The organism is Bartonella taylorii, assembly GCF_023920105.1.
Lineage (GTDB): Bacteria > Pseudomonadota > Alphaproteobacteria > Rhizobiales > Rhizobiaceae > Bartonella > Bartonella taylorii.
The window spans coordinates 1027402-1047051 of the sequence record NZ_CP083693.1 but is presented as its reverse complement, the minus strand read 5'-3'; the positions used below and the strand labels follow the sequence as shown (position 1 = coordinate 1047051).

Sequence of the window (19650 nt, the reverse complement as noted above, 5' to 3'; positions counted from 1 at the left end):
ATGAAACAAATTTTAAAACTATTGAGCTGTATAACTCTGTTAAGTATCGCTGGATGTGACTCAAAGCCTCCTTCAAGATACTTTGTTATATGGCAAAAGCCAGATGCAGATTCTACTGAAGTAGCAAAAGCATTGTTAGAGTGTGGTAAGCCAACTCCTTATAATGCCGATCCAGAAAATAGTAGATTAGGTTTCGGTGAATGGGCAATAATTCATACTTGTATGCTTCAATCTGGCTTCCACTATAGAAGTGAAAATGGGAAGTGGTGTGAAAATTGTCAAGATGATAGGATTCCGGTGTATCCTCTTAGTGGTGCTGTCATGCCTCAACGAAGTGTTGAGAGACGCTTAAATAGCCCTTATTGTAAAAAATATAAAAATGCGGATGAATGCCAGCCGTAAGTCTTGTTTGTGATGATCAACAATCCGCCCTCCTTGTCTTCGTTTGGAATGGCGGGATTGTTTTCTCAATCCAACATCTCAATATTGTATGTAAAGCAATATGGCGTAGAATGTACTTAGTAATCCTATAACCAGGTTGCGATACAGGACGGATTTTGTTATCTCTAGGTTGATGAGCTTGAGAAAGCCTTGTTCGTCTTTACGTAACAAGGTTTTCTTTTTATGCCGCGTCGTTATAACGTTGCTGTTTCGCTTGCTCGATGACATTGATAAGATCCGATTGTAACCAACGCGATAAAAAACCAAATTTTAAAGGTTTTGGGAGAGATCCATTGGTCACATGACGGCGGAATGTCGAAACACTCATATGAAGCAGTTTTGCACTTTCACGGTCTGTCAAAAGAACATCATTTTCTGTCATACTAAAATCCTTTCATAATAAAAAACGGGAACAAATCATAACTATTTATTAACCATATTTTACATCATATGAAAGGTATTTAGTCTATAAAAAACAGTGTTTTATTATAGTTTTTCTGATGTGATAATTTATGAATCTTATTGAGATGATATGAGAGAACAGAGAGCTAAAGTTATCCACAGATCATGGGGTTATGCACCCCATCTGTTAAGATTGACCAGTGACATATGCCGCCCATTTATCCATATAGATACGACGCTGTTCTAGATAATCAGTACGACGATAGGCACGCTCTACTTTACCGCCTACTGTATGACTGAGAATAGTTTCAGCGACCTCATAGGGGGCATCAGTTGTTTCAGCAAGCCAATCGCGTAAACTAGAACAAAATCCATGGGGGCAGGCTTTAAGACCAGCGCGTTGCATATATTGTGACATACAGCGTGCAGCGAGGGGACCGCGACCGGTTGCAGAAAAGAAGAAATCATTGCGAGAGAGCAAGCGGGCTTGTTTTAAGATTTCTAATGCCTCTGTTGATAAGGGCACGCGAAACTCTGTTGTAGCATCGCGTTTCCCTTTCATATTCTCAGCAGGAATAGTCCATATATCGCCATCGACTTGATCTTTATGAATATGACGCAAAGGATATGTGCGAACGCCTGTCAAAATAAGCAAACGTAATGCCAGATATGTTATGGTTGTTGTTTTACAAAGCGTTTGATAAAAGGCTGGGACATCTTTCCAATCCATAGCTGGTCTATTCGTGATCTTATGGCGTTGTTTGCCTAATAAAGCTTGTGCTTTTTCTGTTGCCTGTAAATCAACATCCAAACCTAAGGCAGCCGCATGTTTAAGACAAAGATTAAGACGCATCAATGCTGTTCGAGCAGTTTTAGCTTTTGTATGCCAAATAGGGGCAAGGGTATTGCGTATCTCTGTTTGGGTAATCTCTGAAATGGGAATACAGCCTAATTTGGGGAGAACATAAAGTTGTAAAGGTAGAAACCAGTTCCCAGCCTTACCATCTCCTTTTAATTCAGCTTTACGACTTTCAAAAGCATCTAAGGCAATGTCTTTTAGATAATGGAGGTTACTTATTGCCTCACGCTTTTGTTTTTCACGTTCTTTAATGGGATCGCGACCATCATGTAAAACAGAACGCCATTGGTTTGCCAATTCACGGGCTTTTTTTAAAGAGACGTTTCTCAACGCTCCTAATCCCATTTCGCGACGGCGACCATGAATGGTTTAACGATAAAGCCATTGAGCACCACCATCTTTACGCTTATGGAGAAGCAAGCCGGCACCATCATTATATTTGCCAACTCCCAATGTTGCGACAGCCCTTGCATTAAGACGATTCATAAGAGGCATTTTTACTCCTTTCTTTCCTCATTTTTACCCACACACCAGCCCCGCTTTTGACGTGCAAGCAAATGATTTTGATTGATTCAATATAAACAGGTTTGAAATGAGAGAATCTTACGATATTCGGGACTCTTACTCAACATACAAAAAAGTTAATTATCATTATAAATCAATGCGTTGTCATGAAAAGACTGCTTTTCCAATAACTGGCGTTGAGGGGACAGCTATATCACGCGCTTCGAGAAGTCCTGCTTTATATCCTATACGCCCTGCTTGAACAGCTTTAGAAAACGCTTCAGCCATTAAGACAGGATCAGCTGATTTGGCAACTGCGGTGTTAAGAAGCACTGCATCATAACCAAGTTCCATAGCAACGGCAGCATGTGATGGGCGCCCAATGCCGGCATCAATAACAAGAGTAACATCAGGAAGGTAAGCGCGAATAGAACGCAATCCATCGGTATTATGAGGGCCTTTGGCAGATCCAATAGGAGCACACCAAGGCATTATGACTTGGCATCCAACGTCTAAGAGCTTTTCAGCAACAATGAGATCATCCGTTGTATAGGCAAAAATTTTGAAACCTTCACTGTTTAAAATTTGTGCTGCCTCGATTAAGGAAAAAACATTTGGCTGTAAGGTATCAGGATTCCCAATAATTTCGAGTTTAATCCAAGACGTTTTAAAGAGATCTCGTGCAAGTTTTGCAGTTGTAACAGCTTCTTTAACAGTGTAACAACCAGCAGTATTGGGAAGCACTGTTATATCCAATTCTGTAAGAAATTGCCAAAATTGTCCACCTTGTTTTCCACCTGCGGTTTCTCGACGCAACGCAACTGTTACAATTTCTGTATTAGATGTATGAATAGCATCACGAAGGATTGCCGGTGAAGGATATTGAGCCGTACCTAACATAAGACGAGAAGAGAATTTACGTCCATAAAGATTCAGCATAGTTTTAGCCTCCTTGCATTGGGCTTAAAATTTCAATTTTATCTCCTTCATGCAAGACAAATTGGCTTCGTGCATTTACAGGAATAACTTCTGAATTAACAGCGGTTGCGAGCCAATTTCCTTCATAACCCAATTCTTTAAGCAAGAGATTGAGAGTGATAACTTCTGTTTGGATTCTTTCACCATTAACAAATATTTGCATACTTTACTCCAATGCCAATTTCATTGCTTGCTTTGCCATTTCTGGAGATAAAAGAAAACCATGTCTATAAAATCCATTAATAAAAATATGATTACCATGTTTGTACACGGAAGGAAAGTTATCAGGATAGCATGGTCGTATGCCAACCCCAGATTCAATAATTTCTGCTTCGGCAAAAGCGGGATGCAAAGTATAAGCCGCATTGAGCAATTCCATCATTGATCTCACCGATATGGCACCATCAAAATCACTCTCAATCATTGTTGCACCAATCATAAAAATATTATCTTGACGAGGGACAACATAGAGTGGAAATCGTGGATGGAGGAGACGAATTGGACGAGAAATTTTAATATCTGTGCTGCGTACGAGAAGCATTTCACCGCGTACACCTCGTATATTTTTGTCTTTTCCTAAACGTGCTATTCCAGTTGCATCAATGACAATATCAAAATTTGTTTCAGATGTTTCTACATCGACAAAAGATGCTCCGCTTTTTATAAGGTTTTCTTTTAAAGCAATAAGTGCTTTGCGTGGATCAAGATGTGCTTCATTTTCATAAAAGAGTGCACAATTAAAACGTTCCGCAAGATCCGGTTCAAGATGAGCGATCTTTGCAGTATTTATTATTTTGTGATTATGTGTACGCACTGCAAATCGTTCAAGTTCTACCTTATCCCGTGTCGGCGCAACAACTAAAGTACCTTTTCGTATAACAAAATTGGGAAGTGTTTTGAGCCACCATTGTATGGCGTGTATGCCGAGATCTTCAACAATCTGTTCCGAATTTTCTCTTTCACAGTAAGGTGCGAGCATTCCTCCAGCATACCAACTAGCACTTCCTATAGGTGAATGAGAGGGAGCCGATAGAGTAACAGAAACACCCTTTTGCTGTAACATACAGGCAACGGTTAATCCCCCTACTCCTGCACCTTTGATAAGAATATTCTTCAACTATTGACACTCTTTTTTTGAACAGAAATAGCATCTACATAAAGGTCACCATTTTTTTGATATTTCTCGGCCATAGCAACCATGCCTTCTCCTTTTGTTTTTATTGTTGCTGCTGCCTCACGAATATCATGAGAAATACGCATAGAACAGAATTTTGGTCCACACATGGAACAAAAATGCACCAATTTATGAGCTTCTTTAGGCATTGTTTCATCATGAAAGGCACAGGCTGTTTCTGGATCAAGAGAAAGATTGAATTGATCATGCCATCTAAAGTCAAATCGTGCACGTGAAAGGGCATTATCGCGCAATTGCGCTCTGGGTAAACCTTTGGCAAGATCAGCAGCATGGGCAGCAATTTTATAAGTGATTACACCAGTTTTTACGTCATTTTTATCGGGGAGTCCTAAGTGTTCTTTGGGCGTTACATAACACAACATGGCGGTTCCAAACCATCCAATCATAGCGGCACCAATTGCGGATGTAATATGGTCATAACCAGGTGCAATGTCAGTGGTGAGAGGTCCCAACGTATAAAAAGGCGCTTCATGACAGAGATCTGATTGTTGCTCCATATTTTCTTTAATTTTGTGCATTGGGACATGCCCAGGTCCTTCAATCATAACCTGTACATCTTTTCCCCAAGCAATTTTTGTTAATTTCCCCAAAGTTTTAAGCTCTGCAAATTGGGCCTCATCATTGGCATCGGCAATAGAGCCAGGGCGCAATCCATCCCCCAAGGAAAGGGAGATGTCATAGGTGCGTGCAATATCACAAATTTCATCAAAATGTTCATAGAGAAAACTTTCTTTGTGATGATGCAGACACCATTTTGCCATAATAGAACCACCTCGGGAGACGATACCTGTTACGCGATCAATGGTGAGAGGGATAAAAGGTAATCTTAATCCCGCATGAATGGTAAAATAATCAACACCTTGTTCAGCTTGTTCAATAAGGGTGTCTCGGAAAATATCCCATGTTAAATTTTCAGCAATACCTTGTACTTTTTCGAGTGCTTGATAAAGAGGAACAGTTCCGATGGGAACTGGTGAATTTCGAATAATCCACTCACGAATATTGTGAATATTTCGCCCTGTTGAGAGATCCATAACTGTATCTGCTCCCCAACGAATGGCCCAAACCATTTTGTCGACTTCTTCTGCCATAGATGAAGTAACTGCTGAATTGCCAATATTGGCATTAATTTTAACACGAAAATTGCGTCCAATAATCATTGGCTCACATTCTGGATGGTTGATATTTTGGGGGATAATAGCACGTCCGCAGGCAATTTCATTACGAACAAACTCGGCAGTATAAATTTCCGGTATTGATCTATCAAATGGCACATCTGATTGAGTAGTCTGCTGTTCTTTTATCGCTAGTCCTTCATTTTCTCGTATAGCCACGTATTCCATTTCAGCGGTAATAATACCTGCACGTGCATAAGCCATCTGTGTAATTGCTTTGCCTTTTTTTGCTCGCAAAACAGGCTGTTTTTGTTCAAAGGTTGGTATAGGGGTTTGACTATAAGCTAATCCATTATCTTCAGGTTTGATTGGTCGTGCAGGATAAGTTTCAGTATCATTCCGCTTAGAAAGCCAAGGCAAGCTAATTGCTGGCAAGCCTTTTGTAATATCAATGATCATATCTTTATCTGTGTAGGGGCCAGAAGTATCGTAGACGTTTAAAGGTTTTTCACCACTGCCATCAGTCAGTGAAATTTCACGCAATGGTACGCGCACATCAGAGAAGAGGAGGCTCTGTTTATAAATTTTGCGTGAGGCGGGGAAGGGGCTACAACTGATTGATGGAATATTTTTCTGCATATAAACTTTTTCCTTATAAACACATAGTTAAAAAACAGGCTGCAATATTCATGGAGAAACATTCAAATTATCAATCACGTATGCTTGTATTAAGAGGTGTATATAATATTGCTTTTATACCAAGATGCGCCAGATAAAGATCAAGAAACTTCATTGAAAAAAATTAATGCAATATTCCTCATAGTATCTGCATTGTCCCCCACTTAAAAATTTTTTATTTGCAGGGATATGGTTGGCTTAAATGCTTTTATTGTCAATCACAAAGATATATCTTTAACGGTTTTTATATGTTTTTTATAAATAAAATCATGTGATATGAAGTAATTAACTATAATACTAAAAATTTTTATAAATAAACAATAAGATCAAAAATTTATTGTTAAGGAGAGAGTGGATAGTTTATATATTTTTTAAGATTTTTTCTTCTTATCTTTCATTGATGTCTTAAAATAGTTGGGAAAGCAAGAGAAGCCAACGGATGTATTTCACATGTAAAAATACTATGTGAGCCTATTTATCGGTTGGCAATAGAGAAATGCGCGCCAAGCGCTTTGGTGTGATTTTACAAGAGGCAAAAATTCTCTTGCTAGTGCTTAATATAGAGCAACTTTATTATCAAGGTCAGCTTTCTCAAGAGCAATATGGCGCTGTGCAACAATATCTATAAATCAGTATCTTGCTATTAGGATAATAGGGAGTGTGCCCGTCACGCTTTTGGTAAATGACGACCAGATATAGAATAAGGTTGTATCAAAGCTTATATCGATTCCTAGAGGCAAGGCAGTGGGTACGTGTGGCTTTGGAGGAAAGAGTAATTAAAAACAAGATTTTATACTTTGGTAGAAACTTTAAAAAGCCATAAATTAGGTATTGGAGGGATATAGGAGCATAAGTTTCAGAATTTTCGCGCCGAAAGTTCCTTGGAGGAGATTAAATGGGCCATTGAAAGCTATGACTTTGTAAAGAATTATTATTAGGTTGAGAGATTATCTATTTGGTGAATGCTTACTCTAGTATTGTGATGAGGAGGGTGAATACTAATAATTGCAAGATGTTGTTCAGAAGAGTTTATTGTTCTTGCAAAAGAATTTTATATATAATAAAATCTATAGAGAGGTAGTTGCGTTAAGTGTGGGAGGGCAGTAGGTGATTACAGCCCATTGGTTTTCAAAGATCAGTGATGCGTATTTTATAGAAGGCGGGGGCACATGTTTGCATTTTTCAATTCACGTAAAGAAATCGGATACATCCTTCAGATTTTATGAAGATACGTGATGTGTATTTTATGTTTTAAAAGGTATTTGGGTGCAAATAAAAATATGATGCACCGTGCAAAAAATCCGAAACAAACTTTTGAATTTTTTTAATACAGATAGCAGTCAAAAAAATCATAGCTTATTTAAAATGAAGATGAAGCAAAACAAACTATGAAAGTTATGCAACCACAGGCTAAGAGACAGAGGTTATTTGTTCAAAGTATAGAGATGAAACATAAGAGAGATAGTATAGAGTATTTCTGACTGGAAAGTTTGAACATATTGAAAACACCAGAAAATGGAGCAAGTCTCATTAAAAGTCAAAATACGTTAGTAGTTTCCTATGAGTCTTATAAGTTATTATATTCGATGATGATTATATAAAATCCATAACAAGGGATTTTATGAACAATATTTGTAAACTTTGCAATAAGATAAAAAACATTGAAAATATAATCGCATAACTACAAACGAAGCAACAATAAGTGAGTAATGTTAGGTAAAGTGATTACATTGCAAGGAGAGGCATTGAGACTGATATTATAAATCAAAGTGCAGTGGATTTAATTTATTTAATTGGAGGGAGTAAAAAAATAAAATAAATCAACACGGGTGGTGGAGCAGTACGTAATGTATCAACGAATGGTTGTGGGAGAGTTGCGTTCTGGTGCATAGAAGGGAAATTTCTAGAAGAGTTATTAGAGAATAAGGGGGGATTATAATGTCTGATATTTACGATTGGTCACTAAAGGCCGATGAAAATGCTCATTCAGATAGTATCATTAATTGGGCAGAAGGTCAGCCACCTAGTTCTGTCAATGATAGTGCGCGGGCGATGATGCAGCGTGTGCGTGAATATCTTGCAGATAGTGGTGGCTCTATTAGCTCAAATTTTATGGTAAACGCAGAAGATAAAACAACATTGATCACGTTGAAAACAGCTTCACCTATAGCGAAATATAAAAATGATGTCATCATACGTTTTAAGTCTCGCGGTGTGAACATTGGCACGACGACGATAACAGTTAATAACTTAGGGGAAAAGCCACTCTATAAAACAACCAGTGCAGGTGTTATCCCATTAGAAGGGGGAGAGCTACAAACAAATGGCATCTATGAAATAGTATATAATGGCAATGTTTCAATGGTAGATCATGATGGTTGGTATCTATTAAATCCTACACCTCTTCCACCACCAAAGATAGAAACCTTTCCCTCAGGGTTTATTGCTACATTTGCTATGCAAGAAGTGCCAAACGGTTGGCTTTTATGCGATGGTGCTACCTATAAACGCAAAGATTATCCGCAATTATTCAATGCAATAGGTGATAAATGGGGAAAAGATAGTGATACAACTTTTAAAGTTCCTGATTTTAGAGGAATGTTTTTACGCGGGTTTGATGATGGTCGCGGTCTGGACGCAGATAGACTGTTTGCAGATGAGCAGCAGGATAGCATTAAATCACATACGCATATTTGCACCATTGAAGAGGCAGGTGAGCATACGCACAATTTTCAGTATGCTGGAGTTGGGTGGAGTGCCAATGATATTGGCAGAAGGAATCCTTCTTATCACTATGAAACGACGACAGGGACAACACAAACCGCTGGTGCGCACACGCACAAAGTAACTCTTTCTTCAACGGGTGAGGTAGAAACGCGACCTGTTAATACAACTGTTGTCTATGCCATAAAATCATAAGGCTATTGGCTAATAAATAATCTATTCGTCATTGATGATTTTGTTAACGCGGAGTAAGTTCGCGTTACTTTTATGCCAATAATAAAAGGGTTCATGTGCATTAATAAGATACTTGAGAGTGTTTAAAAACGCTCTTTTTTGGGTGATCTTAAAGCAATTTCAAATACTTGTAGGGCTAAGAGTATAACTTATTACAAAAAAATAAGTTGTAAATGAGAAAACATTGCTGTATCAGGCGCGCTCATTCAATATAAAATTTGATAAATTATTATTATAAATTACTATATTATCTATTTACAATAACAGATAAAATATGCGTCTTTATAGGCAAATAAACGCCATAAAGTCATAAATAAATCTGCGATGTCTTGAAAAGAGATACTAAATTTCTATCAAGTATTTAGCAAAACAATGGCAATAATATATCTGACTTTACGCCTTCTTATTATTACAAAAGCATTTACGTGCATTTTTTACGTCATTTTTATAAAGATTAGAGTGATAGGAAGAGAGGAGTAATTCCTATTTATATTATGAAAAGAAAATGTAGCAGCACAACAAAGTCTCAAAGGTTTTTATTAAGTAAAACCTTGAAGGCTTTGAAACACGCACGCTTTCTTTTCTGAAGTGTTTTTGGGGACGTATGTTCCTCTTCAAAGGGTAACATACTACAAGACAGAAAAGAATTCATTTAAAGACAAAATAACTCTTGAACGTATCTGTGTATTTTATTTTGCCATGCCCTTAACTCTTTGATTTAGGCAAACGGATTTTCAGAAAAGTATGTTATTTCATAGGTAGGATGCCGTTTGAGGCAGTATAAACGGAATATCTGCTTTAGGCAATTCAGAAACAATTAAAGCACAGTGATAAACTTCGCGGAGATTTTGCGTTGTCAGAACAGTAGAGGCACTTCCTTCGCAATAAATCTCTCCCTGCTTTAGCAATATCATCTTATCTGCATAATGTGCGGCAAGATTGAGATCATGAAGAACAGCAAGAACGCCACCACCACAACGGGCAAAGTTTTTAGCAATATCCATAACAACCAGCTGATGTTGTATATCGAGGCTTGCAATAGGTTCATCTAATATCATCCAACGAGAAACTCCATTATAAACGGGCTCCCATATTTGGCAAAGGACACGAGCAAGTTGTACTCTAGCTTGTTCCCCTCCTGATAATTGATGATAATATCGGTTGCCATAGTCAGCAAGGTCAACGCATTCTAAAGCTTTTTGAGTAAGATTTTGTAATTCGGTTTTTGTGATGGCGAATTGGTTTACAGAAAGACCAAGTTCTACAACTTCATGGACTAAGAATGGAAATACTAGCATTGTTGATTGTGGTAACACTGCGCGCATTTTTGCCATTTCATAAGTTTTTGTTTGGCTAACATCATAACCATTCAAGGTGATTTTTCCACTGTAGGGAAGCTCTCCACTCAGTGCTTTGACGAAAGTACTTTTTCCAGATCCATTGGGACCGATAATAATGGTAAGATCACCACTTTTTGCTTGAAGGGCAATATGATTAAGAATCTGTTTGTTTCCGCGTTGAACGCAAATATTGGTTGCTTCAATCATGAAAAATTTGTTCCTCGTTTGCAGATAAGGATCCACAGGAAAAAAGGTGCCCCAAAAAGCGCTGTAACGATTCCAATTGGTAATTCTGCAGGGGCAACAATTAAGCGTGCAAAGGTATCAGCAAAAATAAGTAATGCTGCCCCTAAAAGAGCAGAACAGGGAATAAGATAACGGTGATCGGGACCAATCAGCTGACGCAAAATATGTGGAACAACAATACCGATAAAACCAATACCACCACTGACAGCAACTGCGCTACCACACATAAGCGCAACAAGAAGAATAGCAATGTTTTTAATATTCTGAATATGGAAACCAATATGGCCAGCAACGGCTTCTCCAAGAGCAAGAGCATTAAGCGCTCGTGATAAAAGGGGCGAAAACAGAAGACCAACACAGATAAAAGGGAGAACTAGCCAAACTTTCAACCACGTGGCACCTGCAAGAGAGCCAAGACTCCAAAAAGTAATATCACGAAGTTGTTGATCATTTGCGATAAAGATGAGTGTTCCCACAACAGCACTGCTTAAAGCACCAAGAGCAATACCTGCAAGAAGCATTGTTGCAATAGAAGTAAAATTATGACGCGTTGCTATTGTATAAAGAATAATTGTTGAAAGAAGTCCACCCAAAAAGGCACCTATGATAACGTTATAAGGTTCTAGCAAATGTGCCAATGAAGCAGGAAAGGCAATACCGACAACAATTGCTAAAACAGCGCCAAGACCTGCACCTGCTGATACGCCTACAATCCCAGGATCTGCGAGAGGATTACGGAAAAGCCCCTGCATGAGTACACCAGAGACAGCTAAAGCTGATCCAATTAGTAACCCCAAGATAACACGGGGAAGCCTAATATCGATAAGCACGAGATAATCACGCGTTTTGCTACTTACTGAAAAGTCTTGCGTAAGCGTTACATAAAGAAAATCAAAGAAAGAAACGTTTGAAGCACCATTCAAAATCCCAGCAAAAATGCTGAAGATGAGGAATATGATGAGACCCAATAATACAATCTTTCTCAAATTCACACGGTCTATTTTTTTACTTTCTTTTGTTTTAGGTGCATACATTATGGATGTACTATCTATCATTTCTATCAGCTCTTACCATTTTTGTTTGCACCATAAAGTATATTAATGAGTTCTCTCGATGCATCTGCAGTGCGTGGACCAAATCCTAAAAAATACATAGCATCCATCTGTTTAATGGCATGATTTTTTGCTGCATTTGTTGCTTGAACTGCTGGTATAGCTAAAATCTTTTCAAGGGAAGTGGATCTCTTACCATGCTTCACAAGCAAAATAACATCAGGGTTTGATTTTAATAATGCTTCGCTATTCAGTAGCTTATACCCTTTGTAATCGGTGATGGCATTGATACCACCGGAAAGTTTTATCATGCCATCTGCAGCTGTGTCTGTTCCAGATGCCATAACGCGCCCATTTTGTACAGAAAAAACAAAAAGAACACGCTTTGGTTTTGTCACTTTTGCTAGAAGTGCATCATTATCCACAAAGTCACGGCTTATTTTTTTAATTAATTCAGCGGCTTGTGCTTCACGATGAATGGCTTTACCAACAAGACGAATCTTCTCTATAACATTCTCGCGGGAGTAATTCTCTGGTATGATCACTAGAGGGATAGATGTTTTTTTAAGAATATCAATTGTGGAAGGAGGGCCGCTTCCTTCAACGAGCAATATGCCTTCTGGAGCAAGTGATAAAACACCTTCAGGTGAAAGAGCACGCATATACCCAAGCACAGGAAGTTTAAGTGCATCTTGTGGATAAACGCTTGTACTATCACGGGCGACAAGTTGATCTTGAGCTCCCAATGCATAAACGATTTCTGTAAGAGAACCACCAATAGAGACAATACGCGCATTTTCAGAAAAGTGTGTTGTAGGTTCAGCAATTACTGGTTGAGAAAAGGGAGAAAGAGAAGGCAATATAAAAATAAGAAAAAAGCTCGATAGTCTACGCAAAAAAAGTGTAAGCATGTCGGATTTACCTTTCTAGGCAATTTCTGTTTCTCTATATGAGGGCAAACTATTCAATAAAGAGCGCCAATCCTCACGTTCTTCTTGACCTTCCTTTCGCATACCAAAGAACTGGACAATCATCTCGCCATTCTTATCGAAAACTTCAAGTGAACTGACATAACCATCACTCGTAGGTTTGCGAACGTGCCATACTTTATCTACTCCAGAAAGTAACAAATGCATATCGAATTTGTGATCAAGAACATTAAGCCATGGTCCCATTTGCTTAATGTTTGTTACTTGTCCACTGAAAATTTGGATACACCCTCTATTCCCAATAAAGCACATAATAGGTATTTCTTGCTGTGCGACTTGATTAAGCATTATTTCAATAGCTTCTACTCCTAATTCATTGGCAAATTCACTACCTGCATATTTTACAGCATCATGTCGGTTAATTTTAAATTCAGAAATAATTTCATGAAGTTGATGCACATCAGTCATTTTCCGCCAACGATTTTGGAACTGTTCAATATTCAACTCTGTAGTATTATTATATTGAGTTGTGGTGGAAGTGGAAAGGATATCAAGAACAGATGATTGGTCTTCATGAAGCAACTTTTCAACAAGTTCACTCCATTTTTCCATATTTGTAGCATCTTTAGAATAGATTTTTAAAATAGCAACGCCATATTGATCAAAAAATTGCAGACTTTTTGTAGGCTTTCCAAGAACGATTACATCATATTCAAAACCAAATTTCCATTGTTCTGAAAAGATACGCAAATCAATTTCACCAAGTGTAATCGGGACATGCGGGTTTTGAACAATTTTTTCAAAACATCCTGTTATTTCGTGAACAGCATATTCATTGCGTGTCAGCGCCATAACTGTTCCAAGTTGAGGAGCATTTTCTAGGAGAGTGGCAATATCAGTTTGTAGTCTTTTTGCTTTTCCGATTGTACAATAGGCAGCAACAAGTTCTGCTTCAGATATACCAATAGAGACTGCAAAATCACGGTTCCGCATCTCTTTTTTTTCTTCACGCAAACGAATAATCATCTCGGCTGTATATGACATGGGCTTTCCTTATGTTACTTTAGAGAGTTAACTTTCAAAACTTTAAACTACAAGGCAATGGGTTGATTATTTTCAGAGAATAACTCAACCCTTTACCAAATAAGCCCCTATTATCAACAGCAGAACAAGCAAAAACCGATAAATTAGGAAAAATTGCAGTCTTTTTTCAAGTCTTTATGATTTAAAGAACACTAAGAATAGAAATACAATAATTTATCCTTTTACCGATACAATGTTATATTGGTCTAATGTTTAACAGAAGTGACTAAAACTTTTGCACGAACGATACCTTAAAGTTACGACCAGGTTGGCTATAATAATCATTTGGTTTTGCACTTTCACCTGAAGGAAGATCAGATGCATTCCAATGTTTTGTATTGAATAAATTATAAACACCAGCTCTTACAATAGGTCCTTTTTCACCAAGTGGCTTCCACCACCCTGACATATCAATAACGTTATATCCTGGAACTTTTGGGGAGTCAGATTTATTTGCAACTTTATCACGTTTCGCAGATGAAGTAAGTACGATATTTGCACCCCAGAATTCTCTTGCATATCCTAATCCAATAACCGTTTTTAAGGGTGAAATTGAGTCGAGATATTCATTTTTATCAAGATCTTTTCCTTGCGAATAGACAAGGGCAAAATTGCTACGCAATCCACTATTAAAAGCCAAATGTACTCTTGCTTCTATGCCAGAAATACGTACACTCCAACGATTCATGTAATGCAAACGCTTAAACGGGAATTCTTCTGATGGTCCTTTATCTATGGTATCTATGAATTTTTTATATTGATTGACAAAGGCACTGAGTAAACCACCGAAGCTTTTATCTCCATATCTTACGCCAATATCGTATCCATTGCTCGTTTCTGCTTTAAGATCAGGGTTTCCTTTTGAGTAATAAGCAGATGGCTTGATATAAGAGGCGTAGAGTTCTGAAACGCGTGGTGCACGAAAAGCTTGCGCCCATTGAGCATAAAGCGTCACTTGATTGCGAATATCCCACTCCACACGTAATTTAGGAGAGAAATGTGAACCATGTCTTTCTGGAGGAAATCTGTCAGAAATCAATGCTTTCTCATAAGGGGAAGTTTTTTGAGGGACATGTTTATACCAATCGTAACGAATTCCAGGTGTTACACGGAAACGATTATGAGCAAAGCCAATTTCATTTTCAAAAGCTAAACCAAAACTGTAGCTATTTGTATCCGGTGAGTCTGATCGATTAGCAGGCACAAAGAGGCATCCCCGTGCATTTTCTGCCAAATGACAATTATCTTTACCTAGTAAATAATGATGAAATTGAGATGATAAAAGATTAGTAGCAAGCCTTAACGTATGGCTTACAGTACCAATACTCACTTTTTTGAGAGCGTGAGCATTTAAACCATAATTGGTACCACGCACAAGATTATCTCTCAAAAAATCTCCTTTTGGTGCTCTAATACGAAATCCTTTTGTAATATCAGTATTTGATTGTTTTAGCCAATAAAGTTGTCCATGAAACGCATCAAAAAGTGCATCTCCGTTGCCGTTATAATCATAAGAAAGAGAAAGACGTTCACGGCGTTTATTGTCCTGTTCATAAACGGAACCTGGGGAGTATCTTGTGTCCATTCTTAATAAATGCGTATTTTTGCTATAATCAAAGCGCTCTGCTGTAAAACCAAAACGGTGGTTGCCATTAAGATATTGATGAACTTTAAAAAGCAAATTATTTTGGTCGAAATGAGCGGGATTTTTACGTGTACGTTCATCATGATATCCCCCTATGTTTCCCATATTTTTTCGCTCATTACCTTCCTTGAGGGATCCTTGAAAGAGAAAAAATGTTTGTTGAGCACGCACAGCAAAAGCTTGATCTATGCGCCAACTATTATTCACAGAATGATAACCACCTTTTATAAGACTACCCCAACTCTTTTCTTCAGTGATAAGGTCTTCAGGATTAAGAGTCCGCAAAGCGACAACTCCTCCTAGTGCACCAGACCCATAAAGGCTAGAGTCCGATCCTTGAATAATATCAAATGTGGAAAGAGCACCAAAGTCAAACGTTGTATTTCCACTGTTGCCACGAAATATATCATTAAGCCATGGAAGAACAATGCCATCCATTGTTGTAAGAACACGGTCTGCACTTAAGCCACGAATCGCAAAACTCTTCTTCTCCGAATTATAAGCTGCGGACGGATCAAGACGACTAATTTCATGGACATCACTGATTTGTTTCTCTTCAATATCCTTAGCGATTTTACGATTGGTCAGAATTGTTACTGAATCTGAAGCATCCTCTACTTTTTTTTCTTTAATAACAATTGGTTTGAGCTCAGTAACAGCTTCTCTCTCATTGTTTTGCGCAAAAACAAATGAAGGTATACAGACCGACAACGCACTTAAAATCACACAGCTTTTATGGATATTCTCTCGTCTTATTCGCATAACACATTATAACCTTTTCTTAAACATCCCCTCTCTAGCTCGAAACTTGACACATAAAAATGCTTGACTCACTGAATCGCAAATCAGCCAGCCCAAAAAAGTGATTTGACTTCAGCATAAAACCACAGAGGAACCATATTAAACATGACAAAATCAGTCAAGAAAAAAGTTGCAATTTCAAAATAGCCTGTTTTAATGAAATTGAACACCAATATTAAGCCTAGAATAGCGGCGGAAGAAACTATGAATTTTGCAAGTATAAGGCGATTATTAATTCTTTGGGTTGGTGCGTTTATTTGCGCTTTCTTTTTGCATATAGCATTAGGAGCACAGTTTTATTTTCATACTACTGGTGTAAGTAATGACATACGCTCACCAACGATTATGCTAACTTTTGTGCAAGAGACTGTATATTCGGATGCTGATACAGATTTGCCGGATATTGATACAGACCTATCGAATGTTAGCACCGAGGCAGAAGTGTTGCAGCCTGATCTTATAGAGCAGGAGTCAGAGATATTAGAACCAGTAGATAAGGTTCAGCCGGAAGAGCTAAAGCATACTATGGAAAAAGATGATTTTACGGTTCTCAAATCTTTGGAAAAAACTTTTCCTCAAAAGGTAGAGCATAAAACCCCCGATAAAAAATCGATACTGATGTCAAAGGCTATGGTAAAGCAGCCCCCTGTAAAGGCGGTACGTTCGTCTACCAATAGTCAGGGCGGCGATACAGCAGCTCTCGAGGATGCGTTATTAGTAGAATGGTTGGCAAAGGTACAGGCACAATTAGAAACGCAAAAAAAATATGTTGTAGAACAGCGTATTAGTCGTGCAAAAGGAACGGTGAAATTAGAATTTAGGGTACATAAGCAGGGAAATATTTTTTCTAGCCGTGTTGTGGTCTCTGCTGGTGATCCGGAACTTGACCGATTGGCTATGACGGCACTTCACCGTGTTGGTTCGTTTCCTCCTCCTCCTCCAGCAAAGGTGAACAAAATTATCAGAGTATCATTAGTATTTAGCTGATTTTTACGTTTTTTTGGTTAATTTTTATACACCTTATGCTTATAATTGCTACGATGTTACGATTTATGAGTTGAGAAATGAGAGTGAACTACTTTGGGGTAGATTTAGGTTATATTACTTCCATTAACCGGAAAGAAGATCGGCTTTTATGTCTGCTTTTCCAGTAAGTCTTACTTTATAAACCCCATAATTTTCCATAACACGCATCACGTAATTACGTGTCTCTGTATAAGGGATGCGTTCAATCCAGTCGATGACTTGATCAAGAGATTGTCCACGAGGATCACCATAGCGTTTTATCCATTCATTGACACGACGGGGACCTGCATTGTAACCAATAAGAGTAAATATATAGGATCCGTTAAAACGTTCTAATTGTTCTCTTAGAAAATAAGCCCCTAATGTAGCATTATAACTGGCATCACTTCTAAGTTTTTTAGGTGACCATGTGATTGAATATTTTTTTGCAAGTGTTTTTGCTGTCGTAGGCAATAATTGGAGAATGCCTTGTGCGCCTGCTTTTGATATAGCTGTTGGATTAAATTCACTTTCTTGCCGAGCAATGGCATAGACAAGCGCTTGTCCTGCGGAAGAAACATGGGCAGAGGGTGGTATAGCCCCTATAGGATGGGAAAGGGCACCAACATTTTTACCTTGAAAAACAGCAGTTTTTCCAATTTTAAGGCTGGTATAATAGTCACCATTTTTTTCTGCCATAACAGCCAGAAGGGCTAATTCGCCAGGGCTTTCTATTTTTTCTCCCAGTTCTCTATAAAAAAATTTAGCAAAATCAACATAGCCGGCTGATTCAAGGCGTTGAATCGCTTTAATAGCCTCTCGTGCGTTAAAACGTTGTCGCTCAGCGGTTGTTGGTTTTGGAAAGAAGACTTTAAATTTTTTTTTGTTAAGCCGTGAAGCTGCTAATTGACCATAATAAGTTGCACCAAAATGGGCTGCACGATGAAAATAATTTTGGGCATTTTTATGTTCATTTAAAGCTTCTGCTGCTCGCCCCATCCAATAATATCCACGAGATGCAGAAAGAGGAGCAGAAGATAATTGAGGAATACGCGAAAAATGCTGCATTGCCAATTGAGGATCATGAAGAAACCGTAGCGCATACCATCCTGCATGAAATTCAGCATCGACTGCTAATAAAGATGTCATACCTGTGTGCGTGGCAACAAGTTGATAGGCAATTTTTGGCTCGTTTAAATCGAGCATTTCGCGCGAAAGAGCGCGTCGCTCTTTCCACAATGCATGAGGGTTCATAAGTTTTAATGCATCTCTTGATGTTTTCATCATAAGTGTTGCAGCTGCATTATATTGTCCAGTTCGTCGAAGATAGCGAATTCGGGAAAATTGTAAAAGAGGATCTTTTTGCCATGGTCGCTCAACAGCTTGTAATTTTTGCATAGCTCTAGGATCATTTTTTTCAACGGCAACAAAAGCATTAAAAAGAGATTGAGCATGCGCCAATTTTGCAACCCGTTCAGCTGAATCGAAGTGATGTGTATAAAGCATAAATTGCATGCGTTTCAGATGATCAATAGGTTTTAAAATAGCACTTGCACTTTTCAGAATAAGCTCTTCTTCTTTTGCATTGAGCTTTTCTTTATGCCACCACGGTGCAATGATTTGTCGAGCACGAACAGTTTGTCTAGTTGCGATAAGAGCTTTAGCGAAGTGAGCCATACCTTGTGCTGTGAGAGGGGGATGATGAGAAAATTTTTGGAGGATCACATGTATGGAATTGGTTTCATTGATAAAAGCACGTTCAGCATTACGTTGCATAGTCGTTATGCCTGGCCACCCTTTTAGTTCATTGATTGCATTGAATATTTCAGAGCTTGGTATATTTGCTTGGCTTGATATACCGATTGCCCATGTCAAAATATGGCGGTCAAGGCTATTTTTTACCATTGAATTACGAAGACTGATTGTTTTTGCAATATTGTTGTTTGAAAGTGCATCTAGCCCAGCTTTAAGTTGTTTAAGTGTAGAGTTATTACTGGATGGAGGAGGAGTGTGGGGTGTCGTGTGAAGCTGTTTAAGAGGTTTTTGAGCTTCTTTTTTTATGGCAAAGGAGGTAGGGCGAACCAAAGGGATTGGTGCTGTCCCATGCAAAAGGGGCGATTGTGCCCATGCACTTGAAAATAAAATTGTTGTTGCCAGTATAAGTGCAGTAAAGGTTTGTACAAAAAAGGAGACAGGAAATGCATGCATAGAGAAAAAGACCTTAAAACCTTTCTTTTGGAAACACCCAAGAATTTTTAAAACAGAAGCGTGAAAAACGGGTTAATGTAGGCTGATGATTTAAAGAAATGTGTCGGAATTGAAGGAGAGACATGTTAAATCTTTTGAGAGCTATTGTGAAATACATCTTGCTTCAATGATAGAGCAAGATTATGCTTTATCATTGGTAATTTATAGAGGC

General features: G+C 38.2%; 14 protein-coding genes and 1 pseudogene. 3 read left to right on the top strand and 12 right to left on the bottom strand.

Features of this window, described 5'->3' with window-relative positions:
- Nucleotides 1-402, top strand: a complete 402-nt coding sequence (locus LBE40_RS04650; protein ID WP_004860379.1) for a hypothetical protein — start codon at nucleotides 1-3, stop codon at nucleotides 400-402.
- Nucleotides 403-622: 220 nt separating this feature from the next.
- On the opposite strand, the gene LBE40_RS04645 is transcribed toward LBE40_RS04650, so the two are convergent.
- From LBE40_RS04645 to thiC, 6 genes and pseudogenes are all read right to left on the bottom strand, one after another.
- Complete coding sequence (locus tag LBE40_RS04645; RefSeq protein ID WP_004860377.1) at nucleotides 623-823, bottom strand: helix-turn-helix transcriptional regulator; 201 nt, start codon at nucleotides 821-823, stop codon at nucleotides 623-625.
- 207 nt (nucleotides 824-1030) lie between these two features.
- A pseudogene (locus LBE40_RS04640) lies at nucleotides 1031-2197 on the bottom strand (tyrosine-type recombinase/integrase).
- Nucleotides 2198-2371: 174 nt separating this feature from the next.
- On the bottom strand, nucleotides 2372-3145 hold the full coding sequence (locus LBE40_RS04635) for a thiazole synthase (RefSeq protein WP_004860372.1): 774 nt from the start codon (nucleotides 3143-3145) through the stop codon (nucleotides 2372-2374).
- Between the two features lie 4 nt (nucleotides 3146-3149).
- Nucleotides 3150-3347 (bottom strand): sulfur carrier protein ThiS, encoded by a 198-nt coding sequence (thiS, locus tag LBE40_RS04630; RefSeq protein WP_004860371.1) that lies wholly within the window; start codon nucleotides 3345-3347, stop codon nucleotides 3150-3152.
- Nucleotides 3348-3350: 3 nt separating this feature from the next.
- Nucleotides 3351-4301 (bottom strand): FAD-dependent oxidoreductase, encoded by a 951-nt coding sequence (locus LBE40_RS04625; protein ID WP_004860369.1) that lies wholly within the window; start codon nucleotides 4299-4301, stop codon nucleotides 3351-3353.
- Nucleotides 4298-6133, bottom strand: a complete 1836-nt coding sequence (thiC, locus tag LBE40_RS04620; RefSeq protein ID WP_004860367.1) for a phosphomethylpyrimidine synthase ThiC — start codon at nucleotides 6131-6133, stop codon at nucleotides 4298-4300. Before thiC ends, LBE40_RS04625 begins: the two co-directional genes overlap by 4 nt.
- 1977 nt (nucleotides 6134-8110) lie before the next feature.
- Here thiC and LBE40_RS04615 point away from each other — a divergent pair.
- Entirely contained in the window at nucleotides 8111-9091 is a 981-nt protein-coding gene (locus tag LBE40_RS04615; protein ID WP_004860365.1) for a tail fiber protein, read from the top strand.
- 791 nt (nucleotides 9092-9882) lie between these two features.
- Here LBE40_RS04615 and LBE40_RS04610 read toward each other — a convergent pair.
- The 5 genes from LBE40_RS04610 to LBE40_RS04590 form a co-directional block, all read right to left on the bottom strand.
- Nucleotides 9883-10677 (bottom strand): heme ABC transporter ATP-binding protein, encoded by a 795-nt coding sequence (locus LBE40_RS04610; RefSeq protein WP_004860364.1) that lies wholly within the window; start codon nucleotides 10675-10677, stop codon nucleotides 9883-9885.
- Entirely contained in the window at nucleotides 10674-11771 is a 1098-nt protein-coding gene (locus LBE40_RS04605) for a FecCD family ABC transporter permease (RefSeq protein WP_004860363.1), read from the bottom strand. The genes LBE40_RS04610 and LBE40_RS04605 overlap by 4 nt, the downstream gene beginning before the upstream one ends.
- Nucleotides 11772-11776: 5 nt before the next feature.
- Entirely contained in the window at nucleotides 11777-12679 is a 903-nt protein-coding gene (locus LBE40_RS04600; protein ID WP_004860361.1) for a heme/hemin ABC transporter substrate-binding protein, read from the bottom strand.
- 15 nt (nucleotides 12680-12694) lie between these two features.
- Entirely contained in the window at nucleotides 12695-13741 is a 1047-nt protein-coding gene (locus tag LBE40_RS04595; RefSeq protein ID WP_004860359.1) for a hemin-degrading factor, read from the bottom strand.
- A gap of 265 nt (nucleotides 13742-14006) precedes the next feature.
- On the bottom strand, nucleotides 14007-16187 hold the full coding sequence (locus tag LBE40_RS04590; protein ID WP_004860357.1) for a TonB-dependent hemoglobin/transferrin/lactoferrin family receptor: 2181 nt from the start codon (nucleotides 16185-16187) through the stop codon (nucleotides 14007-14009).
- A gap of 243 nt (nucleotides 16188-16430) precedes the next feature.
- Between LBE40_RS04590 and LBE40_RS04585 the strand changes: the two genes are divergently transcribed.
- The gene (locus LBE40_RS04585) at nucleotides 16431-17213 is read left to right on the top strand and encodes an energy transducer TonB family protein (protein WP_004860356.1); all 783 of its coding nucleotides are present in this window, start codon (nucleotides 16431-16433) and stop codon (nucleotides 17211-17213) included.
- A gap of 123 nt (nucleotides 17214-17336) precedes the next feature.
- On the opposite strand, the gene LBE40_RS04580 is transcribed toward LBE40_RS04585, so the two are convergent.
- Nucleotides 17337-19439, bottom strand: a complete 2103-nt coding sequence (locus tag LBE40_RS04580; protein ID WP_004860354.1) for a lytic transglycosylase domain-containing protein — start codon at nucleotides 19437-19439, stop codon at nucleotides 17337-17339.
- Nucleotides 19440-19650 lie beyond the last annotated feature (211 nt).